This is a genomic window from Nonomuraea sp. NPDC048881 (assembly GCF_040649795.1).
In the GTDB taxonomy this organism is placed as follows: Bacteria; Actinomycetota; Actinomycetes; order Streptosporangiales; family Streptosporangiaceae; genus Nonomuraea.
In genome coordinates, this window is record NZ_JBEZGC010000003.1 from 1 (window position 1) to 24,998 (window position 24,998).

Consider the following 24,998-nt stretch of genomic DNA (forward strand, 5'->3'; position numbering starts at 1 on the left):
CGATCTCACCCAGCAGCCCATCGGCGTCCTCGGGCAGCCGGGTACGGAAATCGCCGTCCCGGACCGCCGTCAGCCCGCCGAGCAGCTGACGCAGCTCGGTCTCGCCCACCTCGGAGGGGCCTCGGACACGTTTGCCGCGCCCGCTCGAACGTGCGTTGCCGACCGTGGGGTCGCTCATGTCGTGTTCCTCGTTCCGTGCTCGCCCGGCATGGAAGAACTTCAACCCTGGGTAGCGGAAGAGTAGCCGCCTGCGCCCAGACGCGCGCTAGCCCCGAAGTTAGCCGAGAATGCCCCCGCGCGCCGCCCGTCACACGGAACGTTCCGCGGCGGCCCTGGCGGCGGCCACCGCCTCCTCGACGGTGTCGTGCACGGGGAGGTGCCCGAGCACCCCGGTGATGTCCAGCAGCCGGGCGGGCAGGGGCTGCACGGCGGCCAGGCGCACCGCGCCCGACCTCCTCAGCTGGTCGGTGGCGAAGGCCAGCAGGACGTGCAGGCCCGAGCTGTCCACGAACGGCACCCGGGCCAGGTCGAACACGACCTGGTGCCCGGGCTCCGGACGATCTCGCAGGAAGCTCTCGAACTGGGCGCGGTTGGTGGCGTCGAGCTCGCCGGACACCACGATCACGGTGACGCCCGGCTGCTCCCGGCGCAGGAGCGTCAGCGGTGGCATCGCCGCTGCCCACCGCGCCTCGGGCGCGACGCGACCGGCGGCGGAGGGGCGCCACCCGGCGCCCGGTGATGACCGGCCCCGGCGCAGGCCGGGTGTGTCGAGAAGCCGCGTCCCGCGGGGGGCGGAGCAGTCACGCAAGCAGAATAGCCTCCCGGGGTCGCCGGGGACATCCCGTCAGTGACCGTGCCCGTGACCGTGCCCGTGACCGACGAACGCGCCCGCCGGCCTGCCGGGCGGGACGAGGCCGAGCGAGATCACCGCCGCCGCCCCCGCGACGACCGCGCACAGCACGAGCCCCGAGGTGAAGCCGCCGGCCCCCGCGCCCGGCACCAGGCTGGACGCGGCGACCGTGGACACCACGGCCACCCCGATGGAGCCGCCCAGCTCGTGGAAGGTGTTGATCACCCCGGAGGCGACGCCGTTCTCGCCGGGTGGGACGTTGGCCATCGTCGTGGTGGTGGCGGTCACGAACGCCGGCCCGATCCCCACGGCGGCCAGCACGAACCCCGGCACCAAGGTGGTGAACGCGCCCGCCTCGGGGGAGACCCGCGTCATCAGCGCCGCCCCCGCGGCGGTCAGCAGGAACGACGCCACGGCCACCGGCCGGCCCCCGACCTTGCCGATGAGGCGGCCGCCGAGATGCGCGCCGAGCGTGATGGCGACGGCGACGGGCAGGAACGTGAGCCCGGTCCGCAGGGGGCTGTAGCCCAGGACGTGCTGCAGGTAGAGGGAGCTGAGGAAGAACAGGCCCAGCATCAGTCCGGTGGCGACCAGCATGACGAACGCGCCCGAGACGACGGGACGTCTGGCCAGGGTCTCGACCCGCATGAGCGGCGCCCGTACCGACCGCTCGACCAGCACGAAGGCGACATAGGACAGGGCGGCCCCGGCCAGCGGCAGCACGGTTCCCGCGGCGCCCCAGCCGCCGTCGCCGGCGGAGACCAGCCCGTAGATCAGCAGCGCGGTCGCCAGCGTGACGAGCAGCGCGCCCCCGACGTCGACCCGGCCGCCGCGCGGGGCGTCGTCCCTGACGCGGGCGGGGACGACGCGGGGGACGGTGGCCAGCACCAGCAGGCCGACGGGGACGTTCACGTAGAACACCCACATCCAGCCGGGGCCGTCGGTCAGGACGCCGCCGAGCAGCACGCCGATCGCCGCGCCCGAACCGCCGATGGCCGCCCACACGGCGAGCGCGCGGGCCCGGCGCTCGCCCTGGAAGACGGTGGTGACGACGGCCAGGGCCGCGGGGGACAGCAGCGCCGCGCCGACCCCCTGGACGGCCCGCCCGGCGATGAGCGTGCCGCCGTCGCCGGCCAGGCCGCAGACGAGCGAGGCCGCGGTGAACAGCGCCAGCCCGGCCAGCAGCGTGCGGCGGGGGCCGAGCGCGTCGGCGAGCCGCCCGCCGAGGACCATCAGGCCGCCGAAGCACAGCGTGTACGTGGTCACCACCCAGGTCAGCGCCTCCCGGCCGAGCGCGAGGTCGGCGCCGATGGTGGGCAGGGCCACCTGGACGACGGTGATGTCGATGATCAGCATGAACTGCGCCAGGCACAACAACGCCAGCACCGCCCAGCCCTTGCTCTGTGCGGGCGCGGCAGCCCGCGTCCCGACGTGATGACTCATCCCAGGTCTCCTTAACTTGTACACTGGTGTTCAAGTTAAGCACAATAAAACGGTACGCCGGTAGGGTGTCGCGGCGACCGGCCGGCTGGGAGGAGCCCTGAAGGGGAAGTGTCAGGCGGGGGAGGGCGGGGTGAGGAGGGAGAGCATGGTGCGGGTCAGGACCGGCTCGACCTCCTCGGCGGCCAGGCGGCCGGCCTCCCGTTCCTGGGCCGCGCTGTGGATGATCGCGAAGAACGTCGTCACCAGCCACTCCAGCGGCAGGTCGGTGCGGAAGTCGCCGTCGTCCTGGCCGCGGGCGATCAGGCGCTCCACCCGGCGCAGCGGGCGGTCGTGGTGCTCGCGGATGCGCTCGGTGGGCAGCACCCGGTCGGCGGCCACGAAGAGCCGCCGGTGGCGGTCGAGGATCTCCCACGACGAATGCAGCAGCCCGGCCATCGCCTCCGGCGCGGGAGCCGTGTCGAGGGCCTCGTCCTCCAGGACGGCGTCGGCCAGCCCGACGGTGTGGTCGAGGACGGCGTCCACCAGGGCCTCGCGGGAGGGAAAGTGCCCGTACAGGGTGACCCGGCCGACGCCCGCGGCCTTGGCGATCTCGGCCACGCTCGCGCCCGGATCGTCGCTGAGCAGCCGCGTCCCGGCTTCCAGGATGGCGGCGATGTTGCGTTCGGCGTCGGCCCGCCGGGCGGGGACGGGCTGTCGGGCGGCGGCGGTCTTCCCCATGGGCACCAGCCTACGACGCCCCGGCCGGAGATCGCCGCCGCCCTCGGCGCGTCACCGGGCCCGGGGGAGATGGTCAGAGGGCGAGCGCGTGGTCCAGGAGGGACTGGAGGGTGACGGCTCCGGCGACCCGCCCGTCCTCCACGATCGCCACCAGCGGGCTGCGCGTGCGGGCCATGAGCGCCGCCAGTTCGAGCACCGTGGCCTTCATGTCCGCCACCGGCAGCTCGCGCGGCTGCTCGGGCAGGCACTCGCGGACGGTACGCGTGCCGAGCCGGCGCAGGAACAGGTCGGCGTGGGCCTCGTCCACCACCCGGGCCAGGGCCGGGTCGTCCTGGCAGTACCGCGGCACGGCCAGCCGGAGCACCTGCGTGCCGGGGAGGATGCTGTGGGGGCGGCCGTCGTCGCCGATCACGATGAGGCCGGGCAGGTCGCGCTCGGCCAGCAGCCGGGCGGCGTCGAGCGCCGACATGTCGAGCGTGACCGCCGGGAACTCCGTGACGAGATCGCGTGCGCGCATGAGTGATCATCCTCCGGCCCACAGCCTAGCCAACCCCCCTCCCGCCCGGCGGAAGGCCCCAGGCGCCCGTGGCGGGGTCAGGAGGGGAAACGCAGGTGGCCAGGTGGGACGTGGGCGGTGAGCCAGACGCCGTTGTCGCTGCGCAGGAAGAGATGACCGCCGGCGTGCATGTCCCCGGCGGCGACCGCCAGCACCACCGGCCTGCCCCTGCGCGCGCCCACCCGGAGGGCGGTCTCCCGGTCGGGGGACAGGTGCACGTGGTGGCGGCTCATCGGCCGCAGGCCCTCCCGGCGGATGGCGTCCAGGTTGCGGGTCGCCGTCCCGTGGTAGAGGTACGCGGGCGGCTCCACGGCGGGCAGGCCGAGCTCCACCGGCACCGAGTGGCCCTGGCTGGCGCGGATCCTGCCGTCCTCGATCGCGTAGCGCCGCTTGTCGTTGGTCTCCACGACCTGGCGCAGCTCGTCGGGGGTGATCGGGAAGCCGTGCGCCGCGGCGGCGGCGAGCAGGTCGTCGACGGCGACCCAGCCGGCCGCGTCGAGGGCGAGCCCGATGCGCTGCGGGTCGTGGCGCAGGTGGCGGGCCAGGTACTTGGAGATGCGGATAACGCGTCGTTCGTCCATGGGGTTCCCATGGTGGCAGCGACGGGCGGGCGCGGTCAGCTGGTTTGTGCCCGTACGAGGTCTTCGCCGACGGGCGTACGGCCGTAGAGGACCGAACGGCCCGCCCGCACGCGGCCGACCAGCCCCGCGTCGAGCAGCACCTTGAGATGGCGGCCCACCGAGCCCAGGCCCTGGCCGGTGAGCGCGACGAGCTGCGTGGTGCTCTTCGGGGTGTCCAGCAGCACCAGCACGCCCGCCCGCGCCCCGCCCAGCAGCCGGCCCAGCGCCTGCGGCGGGGACGGCGGGCCGACGTCGGCCAGCGGCCCCGAGCACGGGTAGACGATCGCGCAGCGGCGGGAGCCGTGCCAGCTCACCCAGCCCTGGCGCGGCGTGACCGGCACGAACATCAGCCGGGCGCCCGCCAGGTCCCGCGGCGGGTGGTCGTAGGCGTTGATCTGCAGCCGTCCGTCGCCCAGCCAGCGCAGGCCGGGACGCATGCCGTCGAGAGCCGCCGCCCAGCCGCCCCGGCCCAGCCGCGCGGCGCGGGCGGTGACGTCGGCCTCGATGATCCGGCGGCGCCGCGGCCAGGCCGGCAGCACGGTCTCGCGCCACACCCACTCCAGCCGGGCGGCCATGCGTGCGGGCAGGTCGTCGCGGCGCAGCACGGCGGGGACCGGGCCGCACAGCGACTCGACCAGGTCCTCCCGCGCCTGCTCGGGCGGGGTGTCGCGGACGCTCGCCACCTCCTCCTCGAAGGCCGCCTCGCCCTCTCCCACGGGCGTGGGCGTGAGGAAGGTCGCGTTCCACGTGCGGCCCAGCGCGGCGCGCACGAGCAGCGCCGTGACCGGGTCGGCGGCCTGCTCGGCGCGGTAGGCGGGCAGGTGGGCGGCCAGCCAGGCGTCCTCGCCGGGATGGGCGGCGACGGCGCGGTCCAGCGTCTTCAGCGCGGCGATCGTCTCGGCCAGCGGCGACAGGACGAACCGGCCGTCCGCGAGCGTGTCCGCGTCGACCTGCCAGAAGCCCACCACGTCCTCCTCGTCCCGGCGTTGTTTCGCGGGTGGGCGAAACAGTAACGCCTGCCGCCGCCGGTCGCGAAGACTGCCGTCCCATGCGCACGTACCGGGACCTGTTCGGCAGGTCCGGATTCACCCCGCTCTTCCTGGTCTCGTCCGGGCAGGTGGCCGGGCAGACGGTGAGCGGGCTCGCCCTCGGCACCCTCGTCTACGCCGACACCGGATCGCCGCTGCTGTCCGGGCTGGCCATGTTCGGCCCGGCGCTCGCCCAGGTGGTGGGCGCGGCCACGCTGCTGTCGGCGGCCGACCGGCTGCCGCCGCGGGCCGCCCTGTCCGGGCTGGCGCTGGCGGCCGCGCTCGGCGCCGCCTTCCTGGCCGTGCCCGGCCTGCCCGTGTGGGGCATGCTCGCCGTCGTGCTGGCCTTCGGCGCGCTGTCCGCGCTCGGCGGCGGCGTCCGGTACGGGCTGCTGAACGAGCTGCTCGACCGGGACGGATACCTGCTCGGCCGGTCGGTGCTCAACATGTCCTCCGGGATCGTGCAGATCGCCGGGTTCGGCGCGGGCGGCGTGCTGGTGACCGTCCTGTCGCCGCGCGGGACGCTGCTCGTCGCGGCGGCCCTCCACCTGGCCGCCGCGCTGGCCGGGCTGGGGCTCGGACGGCGGCGGCCGCGCGCGTCCGGACGGCCCTCACCCGCCGAGACCTGGCGCGACAACGCCCGCCTGTGGTCCGATCGGCCGCGCAGGCACGTCTACCTCGCCCTCTGGCTGCCCAACGGCCTGATCGTCGGCTGCGAGTCGTTGTTCGTGCCGCTCGCGCCGGACCGGGCCGGGCTGCTGTTCGCCTGCGCCGCCGCCGGGATGCTCGCCGGTGACGTGCTGGTCGGCCGGTACGTGCCGCCGCACCGGCGGGCACGGCTGGTCACGCCGCTGTACCTGCTGCTCGCGCTGCCGTACCTGGTGTTCGTGGCCCACCCGTCGCCGGTGCTGGTCGCGCTCGCCTCGGCCGGGTTCGCCGCCACCCTGCTGCTTCAGGAGCGGCTCATGGCGCTGACGCCCTCCGAGCTGAGCGGGCACGCGCTCGGGCTGCACTCCTCCGGCATGGTCGCCATGCAGGGGCTGGCCGCCGCGCTCGCCGGCGCCTTGGCCGAGCACACCTCGCCCGGCGCGGCCATGGCCGTGCTGGCCGCGGCGTCGGCGGCGGTCACGCTCGCGCTGGCCCCCCGCCTGCGGTCCGCCCGTGTCGCAACCCCGGCGCAAGCTCCGGCGAAGTTACCGTTGACCAGGGGAAATCGCCGGGGGAAGGACACATCATGACGCAGACGGACGACTTCGTGCTCGACGTCACCAGGATCCGCGAGCAGGTGCGGCAGAAGATGGACGAGGGCCCGATCACGCAGACCTTCGGCCGCGACCCGGAGAAGGTCATCGAGATCCTCAACGACGTGATCGCCACCGAGGTGGTGTGCTGGCTCAGGTACACCAGGCACGCCATCTCGGCCAAGGGCATCGACCGCGCGCAGGTGGCGGCGGAGTTCACCGAGCACGCCAAGGAGGAGCTAGACCACGCGCTGCGCGCCGCCGAACGCGTCAGCCAGCTCGGCGGCGAGCCGGACTTCGACCCGGCCAAGCTCGTCCAGCGCTCGCACACCGACTACCAGGTGCCCGCCGACACCGACCTGAAGGCGCTGCTGGAGGCCAACCTGTGGGCCGAGCGCATCGTCATCTCCACCTACCAGGAGATCATCCGCTGGCTCGGCGAGGGCGACCCGACCACCCGCCGGCTCATGGAGTCGATCCTGGAAGAGGAGGAGGAGCACGCCGACGACCTCACCGACCTGCTCGGGGTCTAGAACCGGGCTTGGCCCGCCGTTGGGCGCACCGTGAGCGGGCCCGGGTAAGTGCCCGGCATGAAGAGCCTGGTCAACACGCCCGTCACGCACACGCCGCCGTCCCGCGAGATCGACGTCGAGACGCTGAGCCGCCGCCTCGCCGAGGCCGTGGACGGCGAGGTGCGCTTCGACCCGGGCAGCCGCGCCGCCTACGCGCGTGACGCCTCCAACTACCGGCAGGTCCCGATCGGCGTCGTCGTGCCGCGCGACCTGGACGCCGGGGTGGCGGCGGTGGCCGTGTGCCGGTCCAGGGACGTGCCCGTGCTCTCCCGCGGCGGCGGCACCAGCCTGGCCGGGCAGTGCTGCAACGCGGCGGTGGTGATCGACTGGTCCAAGCACTGCGGCGCGGTGGAGTCCGTGGACGCGGCGGGCCGCCGGGTCGTCGTCCAGGCGGGGGCCGTGCTCGACCAGGTGGACCACGAGCTGGCGCCGTACGGGCTGATGGTCGGGCCGCGGCCGTCCAGTCATCGGGCCTGCACGATCGGCGGCATGATCGGCAACAACTCGTGCGGGGCCTCGGCGCAGGCGTACGGGAAGATGTCGCAGTCGGTGCTCCGGCTGGAGATCCTCACCTACGACGGCGTGCGCGCCTGGGTGGGGCCGACCAGCGACGCCGAGTACGACCGCGTCCAGGCCCAGGGCGGCCGGCTGGCCGAGATCTACCGCCAGGTGCGCGACCTGCGCGACGAGACCATGGAACTGGTCCGCACCCGCTACCCCAGGCTGGAACGCCGCATCTCCGGCTACAACCTCGACCAGCTCCTGCCCGAGAACGGCTTCGACCTGGCCCGCGCCCTGACCGGCAGCGAGGGCACGCTGGTGACCGTGCTCCGCGCCGAGCTGCGCGTCGTGCCGTCGCCGCCCGCCAGGGCGCTGGCCGTGCTCGGCTTCGAGGACGTCTTCACCGCCGCGGACGCCGTCCCGGCCGTGGCCCGGCACGCGCCGATCGCGCTGGAGGCCATGGACGAGACCATGTACCGGCTGGCCAAGCGGGAGCACCCCGGCGACCCGGCGCTCCAGGACCTGCCCGAGGGCGGCGGCTGGCTGCTGGTGCAGTTCGGCGGGGACACGCCCGAGCAGGCGCGCGAGCGGGCCGAGACGATGATGCGCGAGGTGGGGGAGCGGCCCGAGGCGCCCACGCCCACGCACGCCTTCCTCGGCGACCCGGCCAGGGAGGACCGGCTGTGGCGGTGGCGGGAGTCGGGGCTCGGCGTGGAGGCCTACCCGCCGACCGGCCGCCAGACGTACGAGGGCTGGTCGGACGCGGCCGTGCCGCCCGAGCGGCTGGGCGCCTACCTGCGCGACTACGAGCGGCTGCTGCGCGCGCACGACTACCAGGACTCCGCCCTGTACGGCCACTTCGGCCAGGGCTGCGTGCACGGCCGGCTGCCGCTCGACCTGCACACCGACGACGGCATCGCCCGCTACCGCGCCTTCGCCCGGGAGGCCGCCGAGCTGGTCGCCTCCTACGGCGGCTCGCTGTCCGGCGAGCACGGCGACGGCCAGGCGCTGGCCGAGCTGCTGCCGGTCATGTTCGGCCAGGAGGTCGTGGAGGTGTTCGGCCGCTTCAAGGCCATCTTCGACCCGCGCGACCGGATGAACCCGGGCAAGGTCGTCCATCCCCGCCACCTCGACCAGAACCTGGCCCAGCACCGCTTCTACCCGCACGAGCCGCGCCAGACGTTCTTCCAGTACCCCAACGACCACGGACGTTTCGGGCACGCCGCCACCCGCTGCGTCGGCACCGGGACCTGCCGCAAGCACACCTTCGAGGGCGGCGTCATGTGCCCCAGCTACCGGGTGACCCGCGAGGAGGAGCACTCCACGCGCGGACGGGCCCGCCTGCTGGAGGAGATGGTGCGCGGCGACGTCATCACCGACGGCTGGCGTTCGGCCGCCGTGCGCGACGCGCTCGACCTGTGCCTGTCGTGCAAGGGCTGCCGCTCCGAATGCCCGGTGAACGTGGACATGGCCACCTACAAGGCCGAGTTCCTCGCCCATCACTACCGGCGCCGCGTCCGGCCCCGGGCCCACTACTCGATGGGCTGGCTGCCGGTGTGGGCCGCGCTCGCCTCGGCCGCGCCCGGCCTGGTCAACGCGGTCAACTCGGCGCCCGGACTGTCGCGGCTGGTCAAGGCCGTCGCGGGGATCACGCCGGAGCGCGAGCTGCCGAGGTTCGCCCGGCAGCGGTTCACCGACTGGTTCAGGCGGCGTCCCCGGAGCGGGCCGGGCCCGCGGGGGCGGGTGGTGTTGTGGGCCGACACGTTCACCGACCACTTCGACCCGCGCATCGGGCGGGCCGCCGTGGACGTGCTGGAGGCGGCCGGGTTCGAGGTGGTGGTGCCGCCGGTGACGCTGTGCTGCGGGCTGACCTGGATCAGCACCGGGCAGCTCGGCGTGGCGCGGCGGGTGCTGGCGCGGACGGTGGGGGCGCTCGCCCCCTGGGCCGAGGCCGGGGTGCCGGTGGTCGGCCTGGAGCCGAGCTGCGCCGCCGTGTTCCGCTCCGACGGGCCCGAACTGCTCAACACGGCCGAGACGCGGCTGCTGGCGGAGCGGTTCCTGACGCTGGCCGAGCTGCTGGAGACGCGCGCCGCCGACTGGCGGCCGGCCACGACCGGCGGGCAGGCGATCGCGCAGGTGCACTGTCACCAGAGCGCGATCATGGGCTACGACGCCGACCGGGCCGTGCTCGACCGCTTCGGCATCCGGACCAGCGTGCTCGACTCCGGCTGCTGCGGGCAGGCCGGCAACTTCGGGTTCGAGCGGGGGCACCACGAGGTGTCGCAGGCGTGCGCCGAGCAGGGGCTCTGGCCGGCCGTACGGTCGGCGGGGCCGGGGGAGGAACTGCTCGCCGACGGCTTCTCCTGCCGCACCCAGATCGCCGCCGCCGGCACCGGACGCCAGGGCCGCCACCTGGCCGAACTCCTCGCCACGACCCTCGTCCGCCAGGACTGACCCGGCCTCAGGCGTCGAGGCTCTGGGACAGGCGGCGGGGCAGGCCGGTGTTGCGGGGGCGGCCCACCCGGTGGACGGCCAGCTCCAGCGCCTCGCGCTGCCCCACCAGCACGACCCACGCCTTGGCCCGGGTCACCAGCGTGTACAGCAGCTTGCGCCGCAACATGATCCCGCCCGCCTCGGCCACGATCGGCGCCACCACGAACGGGTACTCGCTGCCCTGCGAGCGGTGCACGCTGATCGCGTAGGCGTGGGTGAGGTCGTCGAGCTCGCCGAACCCGTACTGGACGGTCTCGCCGTCGTCGGTGCGGACCTCGACCACGCGGTCCTGCGGCAGCACGGCGGTGACCGTGGCGGTCTCCCCGTTGAAGACGCCCTTGTCGTAGTTGTTGCGGATGGGCATGACCCGGTCGCCCACCCGGAACACCGACGCCCCCGACCAGTGCTCGGGCTTGTCGTCGGCCGCCGGGTTGAGGCGGTCCTGGAGCAGCCGGCCCAGCGTGACCGCGCCCGTCTCGCCCTTGCGCATCGGGCACAGCACCTGCACCTGCTCGGGCGGCACGCCCTGCTTGCGGGGGATCGCCTCCATGGCCAGATGGGCCACCCGCTCGGCCACCCGCGCCGGATCGTCGAGCTCCTCGAACCAGAACCCGCCGCGCCCCGGCGTCGCCGGCATGCGGCCGGCCCGGATGAGGTGGGCGGCCTCGACGATGCCGCTGCCGTTCGCCTGGCGGAAGACGTGGGTGAGCCGCACCCGCGGGATCGCCTCCACGCGCAGCAGGTCGGCCAGCACGTCGCCGGCGCCGATGCTGGGAAGCTGGTCGCTGTCGCCGATGAGCAGCAGGTGGCTGCCCGGCTGGACGGCCGCCGTGAGCCGGGTGGCGAGGTGGAGGTCGAGCATCGACGCCTCGTCGACCACGATCAGGTCGGCCTGCGCGGGCGCCTCCTCGAACAGCGTGGACGGGTCGGGGTCGGGCTGGTGGGCGAGCATGCGGTGGATGGTCATGGCGGGCATGCCGGTCAGCTCCGACAGGCGTTTGGCCGCCTTGCCGGTGGGGGCCGTGAGCGTGACCGTGCCGCCCGACGCCCTGACCGTGGCGGCCACGGCCCTGACCGTGTGGCTCTTGCCGCAGCCGGGCCCGCCGGTGATGATCGAGACGGTGCAGGTCAGCGCCATGTTGACGGCCGCGCGCTGGTCGTCGTGGAGGGTCTCGTCCTCGCGGTAGGAGCGCAGCGGCAGCGTGGAGCGGGCCCGCAGGAGCCGGGTGAGCTGCTCGGTGAGCTGCCGCTCGCGGGCGTGCACGTGTTTGGCGTAGGCCACCGCCCGCCCCGGCTGCTCGTCGTCGGCCTCGACCACCACCCGCCGCTCGGCCACCAGCGCGTCGATCATCGGCCCGACCGCCTCGGGGTCGAGCTCGATCAGCTCGGCCGCCCGCGCCACCAGATGGGGCACCGGCACGAAGCAGTGGCCGTCGCGCACCGCCGCCGACTCCAGCCGGTCGAGCAGCGCCGCCTTGATCCGCTGCGGGCTGCGCTCGGGCACCCCCCGCTGCAGCGCGATGCGGTCGGCGACGCGGAAGGCGATGCCCCTGACCCGGCCGATCAGCCGGTAGGGGTCGGTGGCCAGGACCTCCTCGGCCTCGCCGCCGAACACCTGGTGGATCTTGGCGGCGAGCAGCGGGCTGACGCCCAGCCCCTGCAACGTCACCATCAGCGCGGCGATGGCCTTCTGCTCCTGCCACGCCTGGACGATCTGCGCCTGCCGCAGCGGCCCGATGTTGACGACCTCGGTCAGCCGCCCCGGCTCGGCGTCGATGACCTTGAGCGTCTCCTCGCCGAAGTGGTCGACGATCGCGTACGCCAGCCGCGGCCCGATGCCGCGGATCAGCCCCGACCCCAGGTAGACGCGGATCGCCCGGACCGTGGCGGGCACCACCCGCTCGCACCCGGCCACCGCGAACCGCCTGCCGTGGCGCGCGTGGTGGCTCCAGTCGCCGGTCAGCCGGAGCGTCTCGCCCGGCTGCGCGCCCGACAGCGCCCGGCCGGTGGCCACGAAGTCGGGCACGCCCTCGGCGCTCATGCGCGCGACGGTGTATTCGTCGTCCCTGACGTAGACGAGCTGCTCGACCGAGGCCTCCACAGCAGCGATCAAACCATCTGCCACCGACAGTCCGTCACATGGCGCTCGGATAGGTCTCCGGCTCGACGTCGTCCCACGGCTCGGCGTGCAGCGGGTGCAGGGCCTCGGTGACGTCCAGCCAGATGAAGGCGTCGTAGCGGTCGCCGAGCGCGGTGGGCACGTAGTTGCCCCACTTCTCGCGCTCGGGCCGGTAGACGACGCCGATCGCGCGGTGGTCCAGCGGCTGGTCGAACCAGCGCGGACGGGGCCGCCGGGGCGTCACGAACAGGGCGCGCTCGCCGCCGAGCGCGTCGTGCAGCAGCGCCTCCAGCGATCCGGGCCGGGCCGGCGGGACGGGCATGACGTGCGCCCGCGTGCCCCAGCTCGCCCCGGCCACGACCGTCCCCCGGTAGCCGCCGAAGCCGACCAGGACGACGTCCTCGCCGTGCCGCTCGCGGGCCAGCTGGCCGAGGTTGGTCATGCCGGCGGCGGCCATGTCGGTGGCGCGGGCGTCGCCGACGTGCGTGTTGTGCGCCCACACCACGCCCTTGGACCCGTAGAAGGCGGTCAGCCGGTCCAGGGTGTCGGCCATGTGCACGTCCCTGACGTTCCACGAATCGGGGCCGCCGCCGACCATGGTCCGGTAGTAGTTCTCGGCCCCGGCCACGACCTCGGCGTTCTGCCGGGCCTCGAAGCCGTCCTCGTCGGCGGGCGCGGCCGCCACGACCGCCCTGAGCAGCTCCACGACCTCGGTCTCGCAGGAGTCGGGGACCAGGCGGGTCTCCAGGCCGTACCGCTGCGGGTCGTGGCCGTAGGACTCGAAGCAGTACAGGGCCTCCATCACCGTACCGAGCTGGTCGGGCAGGTGGTCGGCGGCGTAGCGGCGCACGGCGCGCAGGGACTCCCAGAGGCTGTAGACGTCGAGGCCGTGGAAGCCGACGCGCTCGCCCGGCGGCAGGGCCGCGTTCCAGCGGCGCAGCCAGCGGCAGAACTCGGCGACCTCCTCGTTGGCCCACATGAACGCGGGCCAGCGCTGGTAGGCGTACAGGGCGTCGAAGGGGTCCTCGCCGTCGCGGGTGACCGCGCGGTGGACGCGCTCGCAGTCGGGCCAGTCGCCCTCGACGGCGACGAACCCGAAGCCCTTCTCGGCGATCAGGCGGCGGGTGAGCGCGGCCCGCCAGGTGTAGAAGTCGTGGGTGCCGTGACTGGCCTCGCCGATCAGCACGAGACCGGCCTCGCCGACGCGGTCGAGCAGCGGGTCGAGATCCTGCTCGCCCGACAGCCGCAGCGCCGAGCGGGTGACGTCATCCATAGCCGTCCTCCTCTGCCGGCCGGAAGACGCCCAGGCATTCGCGGGCGAGCTGGAGCTCCTCGCGCACCTGGACGACCAGGACGGGCACGGCGGCGCCCGGCCCGCTGACCGGGCCGTCGTCGTGCCGGTTGCCGGTCTCGGGCGGCTCGACGCCGAGCAGCCCGAGACGGCGGCAGACCGCCTCGCGCACCTCCGGCTGGTCCCAGCCGATCTCGCCGGTGAACACCAGGGCGTCGATCCTGGACAGCGACGTGGCGGCGGCGGCGATCTCCCGGCTCACCCGGTGGCAGAACACCTCCAGGGCCAGGGCGGCCTCGGCGTCGCCGGCGCGTTCGGCCTCGACCAGCTCGCGGGTGTCGCCCGAGCGGCCGCCGGACAGCCCGAGCAGCCCGGACCGGCGTTGCAGGCCCTCGCCCAGCTCGTCGGCCGACAGGTGGCCCTGCGACAGCAGCCACATCAGCATCCCGGGATCGACGCTGCCCGAGCGCTTGCTCATCGGGACGCCGTCCAGCGGGGTGAACCCCATCGAGGTGTCCAGGCTGCGCCCGCCCGACACCGCGCACACCGACGAGCCGCCGCCCAGGTGGGTCAGCACCAGCTCCAGGTCGGCGAGCGGCCGGCCGAGCAGCTCGGCCACCCGGTCGGCGGTCCAGGCGTAGGACAGGCCGTGGAAGCCGTAGCGGCGCAGGCCGTACCGGTCGCGCCACTCGCGCGGCAGGGCGTAGACCGCGGCGGCGTCGGGCAGGCCGGCGTGGAAGGCCGTGTCGGGGCAGAGCACGTGCGGCACGGCGGGAAGCTGCTCGCGGGCCGCCTCCAGCAGCGCCAGCGCGGGCGGCAGGTGCAGCGGCGCCAGGCTCACGACGTCGCGCAGCGCCTCGACGGTCTCGTCGTCGGCGACCGTGGGCGTGCGGACGACGTCGCCGCCGTGCACCAGCCGGTGCGCCACCGCGCGGATGTCGCGGTCGAAGTGGCCGCCGAGGAACGCCGCCAGCTCCTCGCGCGCCGAGCCCGGGTCCGCGGCCCGCTCGGCGTGCGCGCTGTCCAGCACGCAGCCGCCCTGCACGAGGTCGAGGCGCAGGCTCGACGAGCCCGCGTTGACGGTGAGCACCGCCTCGGACTCCGCCACCTGCTCGTCGAACGCTCGCCCCATGCACCCCTCCGCGGCCCGATCCTCTCCCCGGCTACCCGCCGCCCGCCCCCCGACACCTGGACCCCGTCACCTTTACCCCGAGATGTCCGAGCCCGTGGTTGCCTCCGGCGGTGGCCGGGTAGGCGAGCGCCTATGGACATCACCCTGCAGGTGAACGGCGTGCCGCACACCGTGGCCGTCGACCCCAGGATCTCCTTGCTCGACCTGCTGCGCGAACGGCTCGGCCTGACCGGCTCCAAGAAGGGCTGCGACCACGGCCAGTGCGGCGCGTGCACGGTGCTCATCGACGGCCGCCGGGCCAACTCCTGCCTGGCGCTGGCCGTGGCGGTGGACGGCAGCGAGATCGTCACCGTCGAGGGGCTGGCCTCGGGCGAGCAGCTGCATCCGCTGCAGGCCGCGTTCATCGAGCACGACGCCTTCCAGTGCGGCTACTGCACGCCCGGCCAGCTCTGCTCGGCGGTCGGCATGCTGGGCGAGCCCGGTCCGAGCGCCGTCACCGCCGACCTCCTCCTCGACCCGGCCCTGACGCCCGAGGAGATCAGGGAACGCATGAGCGGCAACCTGTGCCGGTGCGGAGCCTATCCCGGCATCGTGGCCGCGATCGGCGAGGTGGCCCGGTGAAGCCGTTCGACTACGTCCGCGCCCAGAGCCCGTCCGACGCGGTCGGCCGGTACGGCCCCGGCACGATGTACCTGGGCGGCGGCACCAACCTGGTCGACCTCATGCGCCTCGGCGTGGCCGCCCCCGACCACCTCGTGGACGTCAGCCGCCTGCCGCTGGACGCCGTCGAGCCCGTACGCGACCGGCTGCGGATCGGCGCGGCAGTGCGCAACAGCGACCTGGCGGCCGACCCGCTCGTCCGCGCCCGCTACCCGATGCTCGCCAGGGCCGTGCTGACCGGCGCCTCCGGCCAGGTCAGGAACATGGCAACGGTGGCCGGAAACCTGCTGCAACGCACCCGCTGCCCCTACTTCCAGGACGTCACCAGGCCGTGCAACAAGCGCGAGCCCGGCACCGGCTGCCCCGCGATCGAGGGCGACCACGGCAACCTGGCCGTGCTCGGCGCGTCGGACGCCTGCGTGGCCACCCACCCCTCGGACATGGCCGTGGCGCTGGCCGCGCTCGACGCCGAGGTGCACGTCACCGGCCCGGGCGGCGACCGGATCATCCCCATGCCCGGCCTGCACCGCCTGCCCGGCGACGCGCCCGAGCGCGACACCGTGCTCGAACCCGGCATGCTGATCACCGCCGTCGAGCTGCCCGCGCCGCCGCCGGGCGCCTCCCTCTACCGCAAGGTGCGCGAGCGGGCCTCGTTCGCGTTCGCGCTGGTGTCCATCGCCGCCGTGCTCGACGTGCGCTGGGACGGCGTGGTCACCGGCTGCCGCATCGCGCTCGGCGGCGTGGCCCACGCGCCCTGGCGGGCCGAACGCGCCGAACGGGAGATCATCGGCGGCCCCGCCACGGGGGAGGCTTACCTGCGGGCCGCCGAAGCCGAGCTCGACCAGGCCCGCCCGCTGCCGCGCAACGCGTACAAGCTGCCGCTGGCGCGCAACCTGATCGTCCGCACGCTGGAGGAGCTGACGCCGTGAACCGCATCGAGGGGCGCGTCAAGGTCACGGGGCTGGCCACGTACGCCGCCGAGTACCCGGTCGAGGGCGTCGCCTACTGCTACCCGGTGCAGTCCACGATCGCCAGGGGCCGGGTGACCGGGGTGGACGCCGGGCAGGCGCTGGCCATGCCGGGCGTGCTGGCCGTGCTGTCCGTCGAGGACCCGCCCGACCTGGCCGAGGACGCCGACCCCGAGCTGGCGCTGTTCCGCTCCCGGGACGTCGTCTACCGGGGCCAGCTCGTGGCCGCCGTCGTCGCCGGCACCTACGACCAGGCCCGCGCGGCCGCCGACGCCGTCCGCGTCGCCTACCAGCCGCAGGCCCACGACGTGCGGCTGCGCGCCGACCACCCGGACCTCTACCGGCCCGAGACGGTCAACCCGAACCTGCCGCCCGACACCGACAAGGGCGACGTGGAGGCCGGGCTGGCCGCCGCCGCGTCCGCCGTGGACGTCACGTACACGACGCCGCCCCTGCACAACAACGCGATGGAGCCGCACGCCGCGGTGGCCGTGTGGGCCGACGACGGCCGGCTGCTGGTCTACGACTCGACCCAGGGCGCCAGCGGCGACCGGGACAGCATCGCCAAGACCCTCGGCCTGCCCGCCGGGCAGGTGCGCGTGGTGTCCAGGCACGTCGGCGGCGGCTTCGGCTCCAAGGGCACCACCAGGCCGAACGCCGTGCTCGCCGCCCTGGCCGCGCGGGCCGCCGGCCGTCCGGTCAAGGTCGTCTTCACCCGGCAGCAGATGTTCGACCTCACCGGCTACCGCACGCCCACCGTCCAGCGGCTGCGGCTCGGCGCGGACGCCGACGGCCGGCTCACCGCGGTCGAGCACACGGCGTACGTGCAGTCCAGCAGGATCGTCGAGTTCGCCGAGCAGGCCGCCACCCCCGGCCGCGTCATGTACGCCACGCCCGCGCTGCGCACCGCGCACCGGCTCGTCCGCCTCGACGTCGCCACCCCGTCCTGGATGCGCGCCCCCGGCGAGTGCCCCGGCATGTACGCCCTGGAGTCGGCGATGGACGAGCTGGCCGAGGCGGCCGGGATCGACCCCGTCGAGCTGCGCATCCGCAACGAGCCCACGACCGAGCCGGACGGCGGGCTGCCGTTCAGCTCCCGCAGCCTGGTGACCTGCCTGCGCGAGGGCGCCCGCCGCTTCGGCTGGGACCGCCGCGACCCGGCGCCCGGCCTCCGGCGCGAGGGGGAGTGGCTGGTCGGCACCGGCGTGGCCGCCTCCACCTACCCGGCCAGGCGCGGCCCGTCGCAGGCCACCGCGACCGTGCGCGACGGCGACTTCGTCATCCGGGTGGCCGCCGCCGACATCGGCACCGGCGCCCGGACCGTGCTCACCAGGATCGCGGCCGACTGCCTCGGCGTCGCCCCCGACCGGGTGCACGTCGAGCTCGGCGACAGCGACCTGCCTGCCGCCCCCGTCGCGGGCGGCTCGATGGGCACGGCGTCGTGGGGCTCGGCCGTCGTACGGGCCTGCGAGGCGCTGCGGGCCGACGGCGGCGAGGGGTCCGCCGACACCACCGAGGAGGTCAAGGCCGACGAGGAGCTGGCCAGGCACGCCTTCGGCGCCCAGTTCGCCGAGGTCAGGGTCAGCTCCGTGACGGGCGAGATCCGCCTGTCGCGCCTGCTCGGCGTGTTCGCCGCCGGCCGCGTCCTGGACGCCAGGCTGGCCAGGTCGCAGTTCGTCGGCGGCATGACCATGGGCATGGGGATGGCGCTGATGGAGGAGACGCTGACCGACGACGAGTTCGGCGGCTTCCTGCACCGCGACCTGGCCCAGTACCACGTGCCGGCCTGCGCCGACGTGCCGGCGATCGAGGCCGTCTGGATCGACGAGCAGGACGGCCTGCTCAACCCGATGGGCTCCAAGGGCATCGGCGAGATCGGCATCGTGGGCGCCGCCGCCGCGATCGGCAACGCCGTTCACCACGCCACCGGCCGGCGGGTGCGCGACCTGCCCATCACCCCGGCCAAGATCCTCGCCTGACCTCGAAAATCCATGTTTCGACCGGCCTCCGCCAAGGAAGAGGGGAACATCCAACAAGGAGGCCGAGTGAAGAACGAGTCGCACGAGGAACGCGCCGACCGCAACTTCGTCGAACTGCTGCAGGGCGCCCGCGTCGCGGTGACCGGCGTGCAGGTGCTGTTCGCGTTCCTGCTGACCGTCCCCTTCTCGCCCGGCTTCGTCAAGCTGGACCAGACCGACCGCTGGCTCTACTTCGCCGCGCTGGTCAGCGCCGCCGTCGCGTCGATCTGCTACATCGCGCCGACCGCCCAGCACCGCGTGCTGTTCCGGCAGGGCCACAAGGAGAGGCTGGTACGCCGGTCCAACACCTACGGCCTGTTAGGAGCGCTCGCCCTGGTGGTGTCGATGACCACGGCCACCATGCTGGTGATCGACTACCTGTTCCACTCCACCCTGGCCTGGGTCACCGCCGGCATCCTGGCCGGGCTGGCCGCCTGGACCTGGTTCGGCCAGCCCGCCCTCGACCGCAGGGGCGATCAGTCCTCCTCCGAGGGCGGCATCTCGGTCTCGTCCCGCGACGACTGACGAGAGTGGGCCGCCCGCCCCACCATGTACGCCGCCACCGACACGGTGATCACCTGCGAGGCCCCCACGATCAGCAGCGGCCCGGCGTTCCACCAGGTGGGCCGGTGCAGCCACATCGCGGCCAGCACCAGCAGCACGCCGAGCACCTGCGGCTTGGTGCCGGCGTGCATCCGGTCGAGCGTCGTGCGGAAGCGCACCAGCCCGGCGCCCGCCGACAACGCCAGCACGGCCCCGAGCACCAGGCAGACCGCCGCCGCCACATCCATCGGGCTCACCCCGACCGTCCAGGGAAGAACCGGGCCAGCGACACCGACCCGACGAACCCCAGCAACGACAGCACCTGGAGCACCGGCAGGTCGGAGTAGTCGTCCCTGACCACCGCGAACAGCCCGACCGCGCACATCGCCAGCGACGTCAGCACGTCGAGGGCGACCGCGCGGTCCAGCATCGACGGCCCGCGCCCCACCCGCCACAACGCGGCCGCCGCCCCGCCGCCCAGCAGCGCGATCGTCACCAGGTACACCGCGCTCACCGCAGCTCTTCCCGGTCGGCGCGGGTGCCGAACGCGGCCACGATGCGCGACTCCAGCCCGGCCAGGTCCCTGCGGACCGCGTCCGGGACGCCCTCCCCGGCCAGCCCCAGCACGTGCAGCATCAGCTCTCTCCTGTCCAGGTACGCCTCCACCACCAGGCTCCCCGGCATCGTGGACAACGCCACCATGATCATCACGGTCATCGACTCCGACGACGTGCGCAGCCGCACCAGGACCAGCTGCGTGGGCGGATCGCCGGGCCGCACCACCCACGCCACCACCCGCACGGTCGAGAGCAGCATGTCCCACCCGAACCACAGCAGGAACCGCGCCAGCGGCAGCGGCCGCACCCTGATCCCCGGGTCCAGGACGGGCAGCGGCAGCAGCCACGTCACCACCAGCGCGGTCGCCAGGCCGCCCAGCACGTTCCCCGCCGACAGCTCGCCCCACAGCGTCACCCACACCAGCGTCAGCCACGCCACCAGCGGCAGCGGCACCCGCCGGCCGAACAGCCGCGGCGCGAGCAGGCCGCCGCTCACCGCCGCGTCCCCAGCACGGCGGTGATGTACGTCTGCCGCTCGCTCAGCTCCGTGGCCACCCGCTGCGTCAGCGCCGCCAGCGGCCCGGCCAGCACAGTGAACGACAGCCCCAGCGCCACCAGCGCCGCCGTCGCGCCCAGCAGCACGGGCGGCAGCGCCGTCGTCGTCACCACCGGCTCCTCACCCGTCGCCTCCTCGCTCTCCATCACCTGGCCCAGCCGCTCCTCGCGCGGCGCCCGCCAGAACGCCTTGCCCCACGTCTTGGCGATCGCGTACAGCGTCAGCAGGCTCGTGAGCAGCCCGCCCGCCACCAGCACGAGCGCCGCCGGGCCGCCCTTGTCCAGGCCCGCCTGCACCAGCAGCAGCTTGCCCAGGAACCCCGACATCGGCGGGATGCCCGACAGGTTCATCGCGGGCACGAAGAACAGCACGCCCAGCACCGGCGCGGTCCTCATCAGCCCGCCCAGCCGGTTGACCGACGTGGTGCCGGTGCGCCGCTCGATCAGCCCCGTCACCAGGAACAGGCTCGTCTGCACGGTGATGTGGTGGACGATGTAGAACACCGCGCCCGCCAGTCCCGCCACCGTCGACAGCGCCACCCCGAACACCATGTAGCCGATGTGGCTGACCAGCGTGAAGGACAACATGCGCTTGATGTCGGTCTGCGCCACCGCGCCCAGCACGCCGGCCAGCATCGTGGCCAGCGCCAGCGCCATCAGCAGCGTGGAGACCGGCCCGCCGGGGAACAGCAGCGCCTCCAGCCGGATGATCGCGTACACGCCGACCTTCGTGAGCAGCCCGGCGAACACGGCCGTGGCCGGCGCGGGCGCGGTCGGGTAGGAGTCCGGCAGCCACGCCGACACCGGGAAGATCGCCGCCTTGATCGCGAACGCCAGCAGCAGCGTCAGCTCGACCAGCAGCTTGACCTGCTCGGGCAGCGTGCCGAAGCGCTCGGCGAGCTGCGCCATCGACAACGTGCCCGTCGCGCCGTAGGTCACCGCCAGCGCGATCAGGAACAACATCGACGACGCCAGCGCCATCAGCGTGTACGTGGCCCCCGCCCGCATCCTGGACTCGGTCCCGCCGAAGGTCAGCAGCACGTACGAGCCGCTCAGCAGCATCTCGAACGCGACGAACAGGTTGAACAGGTCACCGGACAGGAACGCGTCCGCCACGCCCGCCACCATGACCAGGAACGCCGGATGGAAGATCGCCATCGGCGCGTCGTGCTCGGCCTCGTCGTAGGCGTTGGCGATCGAGTACACCATCACGCAGAGCGTCACCGCCGACGACACCACCAGCACCAGCGTCGAGAGCCGGTCGGCCACCAGGCAGATCCCGACCGGCGAGGCCCAGCCGCCCAGCTCGGTCACCAGCGGGCCGTGCGTGTCGGCGTGCGCGAGCAGCAGCACCGACACCGCCAGCGAGATGCCCAGCGTGGTGAGGCTGATGGCCGACTGCAGGTGCCGCAGCCGGCCGCCGATCGCCAGCTTGATCCCGGCCGCCAGCAGCGGCAGCAGCACCGGCACGCACACCAGCCCGCGCAGCTCGACCAGGTCACCCACGGGCCCCGCCCCTGCCTGCCACTAGTCGTCGCCCTCCAGTTCGGGGTCGTTGGCGAGCGCCTGGCGGGCCCGCTCCTCGCGGATGGCCGAGCGCATCTGCCTGCGGGCGTCGCGCTGCCTGGCCTTGATCCGCTGGCGCAGCTCCCTCTCGCCGGCCGCCTGCTCGGCCCGCCGCCGGGTGTGCTCGCGGCGCAGCTCGTCGATGCGCTCGGCGTTGTCGCCGGCCGTGGCCTCCTCGTCTGGCAGGTCCCGCTGCCCGGCCTCCTCGAAGCCGCGTTGCAGCTCCTCCTCCGACAGCCCCTCGGCCCTCCGGGTGCGCATCCACTCCTCCAGCTCGGTGTGCACGCGGGCGATCCGCCGTTCCAGGTCGGCCTCCTGCAGCCGCTCCCGCTCGGCCTGCTCGGCCTCCAGCCGGGCCAGCTCCGCCCGCTGCTCCACGACCAGCCGCCGGTAGGCGTCCTGCCGGGTGCGCAGGGCGTGGCTCAGCTCGCCGCGCCTGGCCCGCAGCCGCACGCGCCGGTCCTCGGTGTCGTCCTGGACCTCGTCGCTGCCGGTGAGCTGCCACGACCGGTGCACCATGGCCAGCACGAACGCCGTCACGCCCAGGGTGATCACGATGGCGGTGAGCACCATCGCCTGCGGCAGCGGATCGGCCATGTCCGCCACCGGCGTGCTGCCCAGGATGGGCGGCCCGCCGGCGTTCCCGCCCGCGGTGACGATCAGCAGGTTCACGCCGTTGCCCAGCACGACCACCCCCGCCAGCACCCGCACCAGGCTCCGCTCCAGCAGCAGCGTCACACCGGTCGTGATCATCACGCAGCAGCACAGGAACGGCGCCAGGGAGATCGTCACGCGCTCTCCTCCGCCTCGATCTGCCGGTCCAGCTCGGCGCCGAGGCCGCGCAGCACGTCCTGGACCATGCCGGTGACCGAGACGTACACGCCGAGGTCGAACAGCAGGCCCGTGGACACGTGCAGGCTGCCGACCAGCGGCAGGTGCACGTCGGCCGCCAGCATGTCCAGCGCCGCCCGCCCGAACAGCAGCCCGGCCAGCGCCGTGCCGGTCGACAGGGTCAGCCCGGCGCCCATCAGCACGCCCGCGTGCACCGGGACCGCCGCGGCCAGCTCGTACCGGCCGCCGGCCAGGTAGCGCACGCTGATCGCCAGCCCGGCCACGATGCCGCCGGCGAACCCGCCGCCGACCCCGCTGTGCCCGACGAACAGCAGGAACACCGAGAGCACCAGCACCGTGTGGAAGGTCAGCCGGGCCGCCACCTCGAAGGCCACGGCCCGCTGGCCGCGCGGCAGCGTCGAGGACAACCAGTGCGTGCGCTCGGCGGGCACCCGGCCGCGGTCGTCCCGCTCGATCTCGTACGTCCTGCGCCGCAGGAACACCAGGCTCGTCACGCCCAGCGTCAGCACGACCAGCACCGTGCTCTCGCCCATCGTGTCCCAGGCCCGGATGTCCAGGATGATCGCGCTGACGACGTTGCGCGCCCCCGCCTCGCGCGCCGCGGCGGGCATCAGCGCCCCGACGGCCCAGGTGCTCCGCGCGCTGGTGGCCAGCATGCCCGCCCCGGTCACCACCACCCCCACGGCCAGCCCGAGCCCGAACCGGAACGGCCGCGGCAGCCGCGCTCTGACCGGGGTCACCGGCAGCCGCCGCAGCACCAGGGCGAACACCACCAGGGCCAGCGTCTCGGCCAGGAACTGGGTCAGCGCCAGGTCGGGCGAGCCGTGCGCGAGGAACAGCAGCGCGGTGCCGTACCCGATGACGCCGACGACCACGGCCAGCAGGATGTAGGCGCGGGCGAACAGCGCCAGCGCCGCCGACGCGGTGATCAGGACCGCCAGCACCGGCTGCTCCACGCGCTCCCAGGCGACGACCGGCACGTCCAGGTGCGGCACGCCGCCGTAGGCGACGGCGAACACGCCGACGCCGGTGGTGGCGGCCAGCGTGAGCAGCAGGTAGTCGGGCAGCGAACCGCGCTGGACGAAGCCCGTGGCCTGGACGGCGAACCGGTCCAGCCGGCGGACGAGCGACCAGAAGAGCTGCGTCGAGTCCAGCACGTGCAGCGCCGCGCCCGCCCTGGCCACCGGCTCCCTGGCCAGGAACAGCAGCGCCCCGGCCGCCAGCGCCACGGCCGACAGCAGCAGCGCGGGGGACAGGCCGGCCCAGATCGCCAGGTGCGTGGCGTGGCCGGGGTCGCGGAAGGTGCCGGTGTAGCCCGACATCGCGCCGCCGTACCAGGGGGCGAAGGGCGCCAGCGCCAGGCCGAGCACCGCCAGCAGCGCGGCGGGCGCGAACATGGCCGCCGCCGTCCGGTGCGCCGGCGTGACCGGCACGCCGGGCTTGGCGGCGAAGGCCCCCCACAGGAACCGCAGCGTGTACGCCGCCGTCAGCGCCGACCCCGCCACCACCCCCGCCAGCACGAGCGGCCGGTCCAGCAGCGCCTCCAGCGCCGCCTCCTTGCCGGCGAACCCCGCGAACGGCGGCAGCCCCGCCATCGACGCCCCCGCCAGCACCGCGGCCGCGCACACCCACGGCATCGACCGGCCGACCCCGCTCAGCTCGCGCAGCTCACGGGTGCCGGTCGCATGGTCGACGACGCCCACGACCAGGAACAGCGCGGCCTTGAACAGCGCGTGCGCGGCCAGCATGCCCACCCCGGCCAGCGCCGCGCCCCGGGTGCCCACGCCGAACAGCGTGATCAGGAAACCGAGCTGACTGACCGTGCCGTAGGCCAGCAGCCGTTTCAGGTCCGTCTCGCGCAGCGCCCGCCAGCCGCCCAGCAGCATCGTCAGCACGCCGAGCGGCACCGCGACCGCCCGCCACAGCGGCACGTCCCCGAACGCCGGCCCGAGCCTGGCCACCAGGTACACCCCGGCCTTGACCATGGCCGCCGCGTGCAGGTACGCCGACACCGGCGTCGGCGCCGCCATCGCGGCCGGCAGCCACGTGCTGAACGGGAAGATCGCCGACTTCGACAGCGCCCCGGCCAGCACCAGCACCAGCCCGGCGGCCAGCGGGCCCGCCTGCGGCGGCCGGGCGACGACCCCCGACAGCGCGTACGTGCCCGCCGCCTGCCCGACCACCACGAACCCGGCCAGCATCGCCAGCCCGCCCAGCGTGGTCACCGTCAGCGCCTTCATCGCGGCCCGCCGGCCCGCCCGGCTCTCCGGGTCGTAGCCGATCAGCAGGTAGGAGAAGACGGTGGTCAGCTCCCAGAAGACGTACAGCAGGAGCAGGTTGTCGGCCGTGACCAGCCCCAGCATCGACCCGGCGAAGGCGGCCATCGCGCCGCCGTAGCGGCCCAGCCCGTCGTCGCCGGCGGGGAAGTAGCGCACGCTGTAGACCAGGACCAGCACGCCCACGCCGGTGACCAGCGCCATCATCAGCAGGGTCAGCGAGTCGGCCCGGAAGGACAGCTCCAGCCCGAGCGTGGGCGCCCAGCGGGTGTCCTCCCGCGCCGGCAGCCCCCGCACCCCCAGCCACACCGTGTACGCGAAACCGGCGCCGGGCGCCACGGCCAGCAGCAGGAAGGAGGCCCGTCCCATGCGCCGGGCCAGCCAGGGAGCGCAGACCGCCGCGAGCGCGTGCAGGACCAGCAGCGACTCCATGGGCTCCT

The 24,998-nt window shown here is 74.3% G+C and carries 22 protein-coding genes; 7 read left to right on the plus strand and 15 right to left on the minus strand.

All coding sequences use genetic code 11. The features are described from left to right. Positions 1 to 307: 307 nt before the first annotated feature. From AB0C33_RS10900 to AB0C33_RS10925, 6 genes are all read right to left on the minus strand, one after another. Entirely contained in the window at positions 308 to 670 is a 363-nt protein-coding gene (locus AB0C33_RS10900; RefSeq protein WP_358286019.1) for an STAS domain-containing protein, read from the minus strand. 174 nt (positions 671 to 844) lie between these two features. Then, a complete protein-coding gene (locus AB0C33_RS10905; protein ID WP_358286022.1) occupies positions 845 to 2,293 on the minus strand; it encodes an MFS transporter in 1,449 nt (482 codons plus the stop codon). 111 nt (positions 2,294 to 2,404) lie between these two features. After that, positions 2,405 to 3,010 (minus strand): TetR/AcrR family transcriptional regulator, encoded by a 606-nt coding sequence (locus AB0C33_RS10910; RefSeq protein WP_358286025.1) that lies wholly within the window; start codon positions 3,008 to 3,010, stop codon positions 2,405 to 2,407. Positions 3,011 to 3,083: 73 nt separating this feature from the next. Beyond that, entirely contained in the window at positions 3,084 to 3,527 is a 444-nt protein-coding gene (locus AB0C33_RS10915) for a CBS domain-containing protein (RefSeq protein ID WP_358286027.1), read from the minus strand. 77 nt (positions 3,528 to 3,604) lie between these two features. After that, complete coding sequence (locus AB0C33_RS10920) at positions 3,605 to 4,147, minus strand: RNA 2'-phosphotransferase (protein WP_358286029.1); 543 nt, start codon at positions 4,145 to 4,147, stop codon at positions 3,605 to 3,607. Positions 4,148 to 4,182: 35 nt separating this feature from the next. Then, positions 4,183 to 5,151, minus strand: coding sequence for a winged helix-turn-helix domain-containing protein (locus tag AB0C33_RS10925; RefSeq protein ID WP_358286032.1), 969 nt, complete (start codon positions 5,149 to 5,151; stop codon positions 4,183 to 4,185). Positions 5,152 to 5,234: 83 nt separating this feature from the next. Here AB0C33_RS10925 and AB0C33_RS10930 point away from each other — a divergent pair, with 83 nt between their 5' ends. The 3 genes from AB0C33_RS10930 to AB0C33_RS10940 are packed head-to-tail and all read left to right on the plus strand — an operon-like array spanning position 5,235 to position 9,982. Then, positions 5,235 to 6,452: an MFS transporter gene (locus tag AB0C33_RS10930; protein ID WP_358286035.1), complete on the plus strand. Its 1,218-nt coding sequence runs from the start codon at positions 5,235 to 5,237 to the stop codon at positions 6,450 to 6,452. Continuing rightward, the gene (locus tag AB0C33_RS10935; RefSeq protein WP_352351383.1) at positions 6,449 to 6,988 is read left to right on the plus strand and encodes a DUF892 family protein; all 540 of its coding nucleotides are present in this window, start codon (positions 6,449 to 6,451) and stop codon (positions 6,986 to 6,988) included. The genes AB0C33_RS10930 and AB0C33_RS10935 overlap by 4 nt, the downstream gene beginning before the upstream one ends. Before the next feature lie 57 nt (positions 6,989 to 7,045). After that, complete coding sequence (locus AB0C33_RS10940) at positions 7,046 to 9,982, plus strand: FAD-linked oxidase C-terminal domain-containing protein (protein WP_358286038.1); 2,937 nt, start codon at positions 7,046 to 7,048, stop codon at positions 9,980 to 9,982. Positions 9,983 to 9,989: 7 nt separating this feature from the next. On the opposite strand, the gene AB0C33_RS10945 is transcribed toward AB0C33_RS10940, so the two are convergent. The 3 genes from AB0C33_RS10945 to AB0C33_RS10955 are packed head-to-tail and all read right to left on the minus strand — an operon-like array spanning position 9,990 to position 14,563. Continuing rightward, on the minus strand, positions 9,990 to 12,122 hold the full coding sequence (locus AB0C33_RS10945; protein WP_358286039.1) for an ATP-dependent RecD-like DNA helicase: 2,133 nt from the start codon (positions 12,120 to 12,122) through the stop codon (positions 9,990 to 9,992). 34 nt (positions 12,123 to 12,156) lie between these two features. Next, entirely contained in the window at positions 12,157 to 13,413 is a 1,257-nt protein-coding gene (locus AB0C33_RS10950; protein WP_358286042.1) for an erythromycin esterase family protein, read from the minus strand. After that, positions 13,406 to 14,563 carry an acetate/propionate family kinase gene (locus tag AB0C33_RS10955; RefSeq protein WP_358286045.1) on the minus strand — a complete coding sequence of 386 codons (1,158 nt, stop codon included), beginning with the start codon at positions 14,561 to 14,563 and terminating at the stop codon, positions 13,406 to 13,408. The genes AB0C33_RS10950 and AB0C33_RS10955 overlap by 8 nt, the downstream gene beginning before the upstream one ends. A 132-nt stretch (positions 14,564 to 14,695) precedes the next feature. Between AB0C33_RS10955 and AB0C33_RS10960 the strand changes: the two genes are divergently transcribed. The 4 genes from AB0C33_RS10960 to AB0C33_RS10975 all read left to right on the plus strand — a co-directional run bounded on the left by AB0C33_RS10960 (position 14,696) and on the right by AB0C33_RS10975 (position 18,734). Next, entirely contained in the window at positions 14,696 to 15,184 is a 489-nt protein-coding gene (locus AB0C33_RS10960) for a 2Fe-2S iron-sulfur cluster-binding protein (RefSeq protein WP_357977060.1), read from the plus strand. Then, the gene (locus AB0C33_RS10965; protein ID WP_358286048.1) at positions 15,181 to 16,152 is read left to right on the plus strand and encodes a xanthine dehydrogenase family protein subunit M; all 972 of its coding nucleotides are present in this window, start codon (positions 15,181 to 15,183) and stop codon (positions 16,150 to 16,152) included. Before AB0C33_RS10960 ends, AB0C33_RS10965 begins: the two co-directional genes overlap by 4 nt. Then, on the plus strand, positions 16,149 to 18,170 hold the full coding sequence (locus AB0C33_RS10970) for a xanthine dehydrogenase family protein molybdopterin-binding subunit (protein WP_358286051.1): 2,022 nt from the start codon (positions 16,149 to 16,151) through the stop codon (positions 18,168 to 18,170). Before AB0C33_RS10965 ends, AB0C33_RS10970 begins: the two co-directional genes overlap by 4 nt. Positions 18,171 to 18,236: 66 nt before the next feature. Next, positions 18,237 to 18,734, plus strand: coding sequence for a DUF6328 family protein (locus AB0C33_RS10975; RefSeq protein ID WP_352327547.1), 498 nt, complete (start codon positions 18,237 to 18,239; stop codon positions 18,732 to 18,734). Here AB0C33_RS10975 and AB0C33_RS10980 read toward each other — a convergent pair. From AB0C33_RS10980 to AB0C33_RS11005, 6 genes are read right to left on the minus strand one after another with little or no spacing between them, the layout of a single operon-like run. Further along, complete coding sequence (locus tag AB0C33_RS10980) at positions 18,686 to 19,000, minus strand: monovalent cation/H(+) antiporter subunit G (protein ID WP_358287542.1); 315 nt, start codon at positions 18,998 to 19,000, stop codon at positions 18,686 to 18,688. The two genes, AB0C33_RS10975 and AB0C33_RS10980, sit on opposite strands and share 49 nt — an antisense overlap. A 5-nt stretch (positions 19,001 to 19,005) precedes the next feature. Continuing rightward, entirely contained in the window at positions 19,006 to 19,266 is a 261-nt protein-coding gene (locus AB0C33_RS10985) for a monovalent cation/H+ antiporter complex subunit F (protein ID WP_352351365.1), read from the minus strand. Then, positions 19,263 to 19,805 carry a Na+/H+ antiporter subunit E gene (locus AB0C33_RS10990; RefSeq protein WP_358286055.1) on the minus strand — a complete coding sequence of 181 codons (543 nt, stop codon included), beginning with the start codon at positions 19,803 to 19,805 and terminating at the stop codon, positions 19,263 to 19,265. Before AB0C33_RS10990 ends, AB0C33_RS10985 begins: the two co-directional genes overlap by 4 nt. Continuing rightward, entirely contained in the window at positions 19,802 to 21,370 is a 1,569-nt protein-coding gene (locus AB0C33_RS10995; RefSeq protein ID WP_358286059.1) for a Na+/H+ antiporter subunit D, read from the minus strand. The genes AB0C33_RS10990 and AB0C33_RS10995 overlap by 4 nt, the downstream gene beginning before the upstream one ends. A 21-nt stretch (positions 21,371 to 21,391) precedes the next feature. Further along, entirely contained in the window at positions 21,392 to 22,222 is an 831-nt protein-coding gene (locus AB0C33_RS11000) for a Na(+)/H(+) antiporter subunit C (protein WP_358286062.1), read from the minus strand. Beyond that, positions 22,219 to 24,990: a Na+/H+ antiporter subunit A gene (locus tag AB0C33_RS11005; RefSeq protein WP_358286065.1), complete on the minus strand. Its 2,772-nt coding sequence runs from the start codon at positions 24,988 to 24,990 to the stop codon at positions 22,219 to 22,221. Before AB0C33_RS11005 ends, AB0C33_RS11000 begins: the two co-directional genes overlap by 4 nt. Between the last annotated feature and the right edge of the window lie 8 nt (positions 24,991 to 24,998).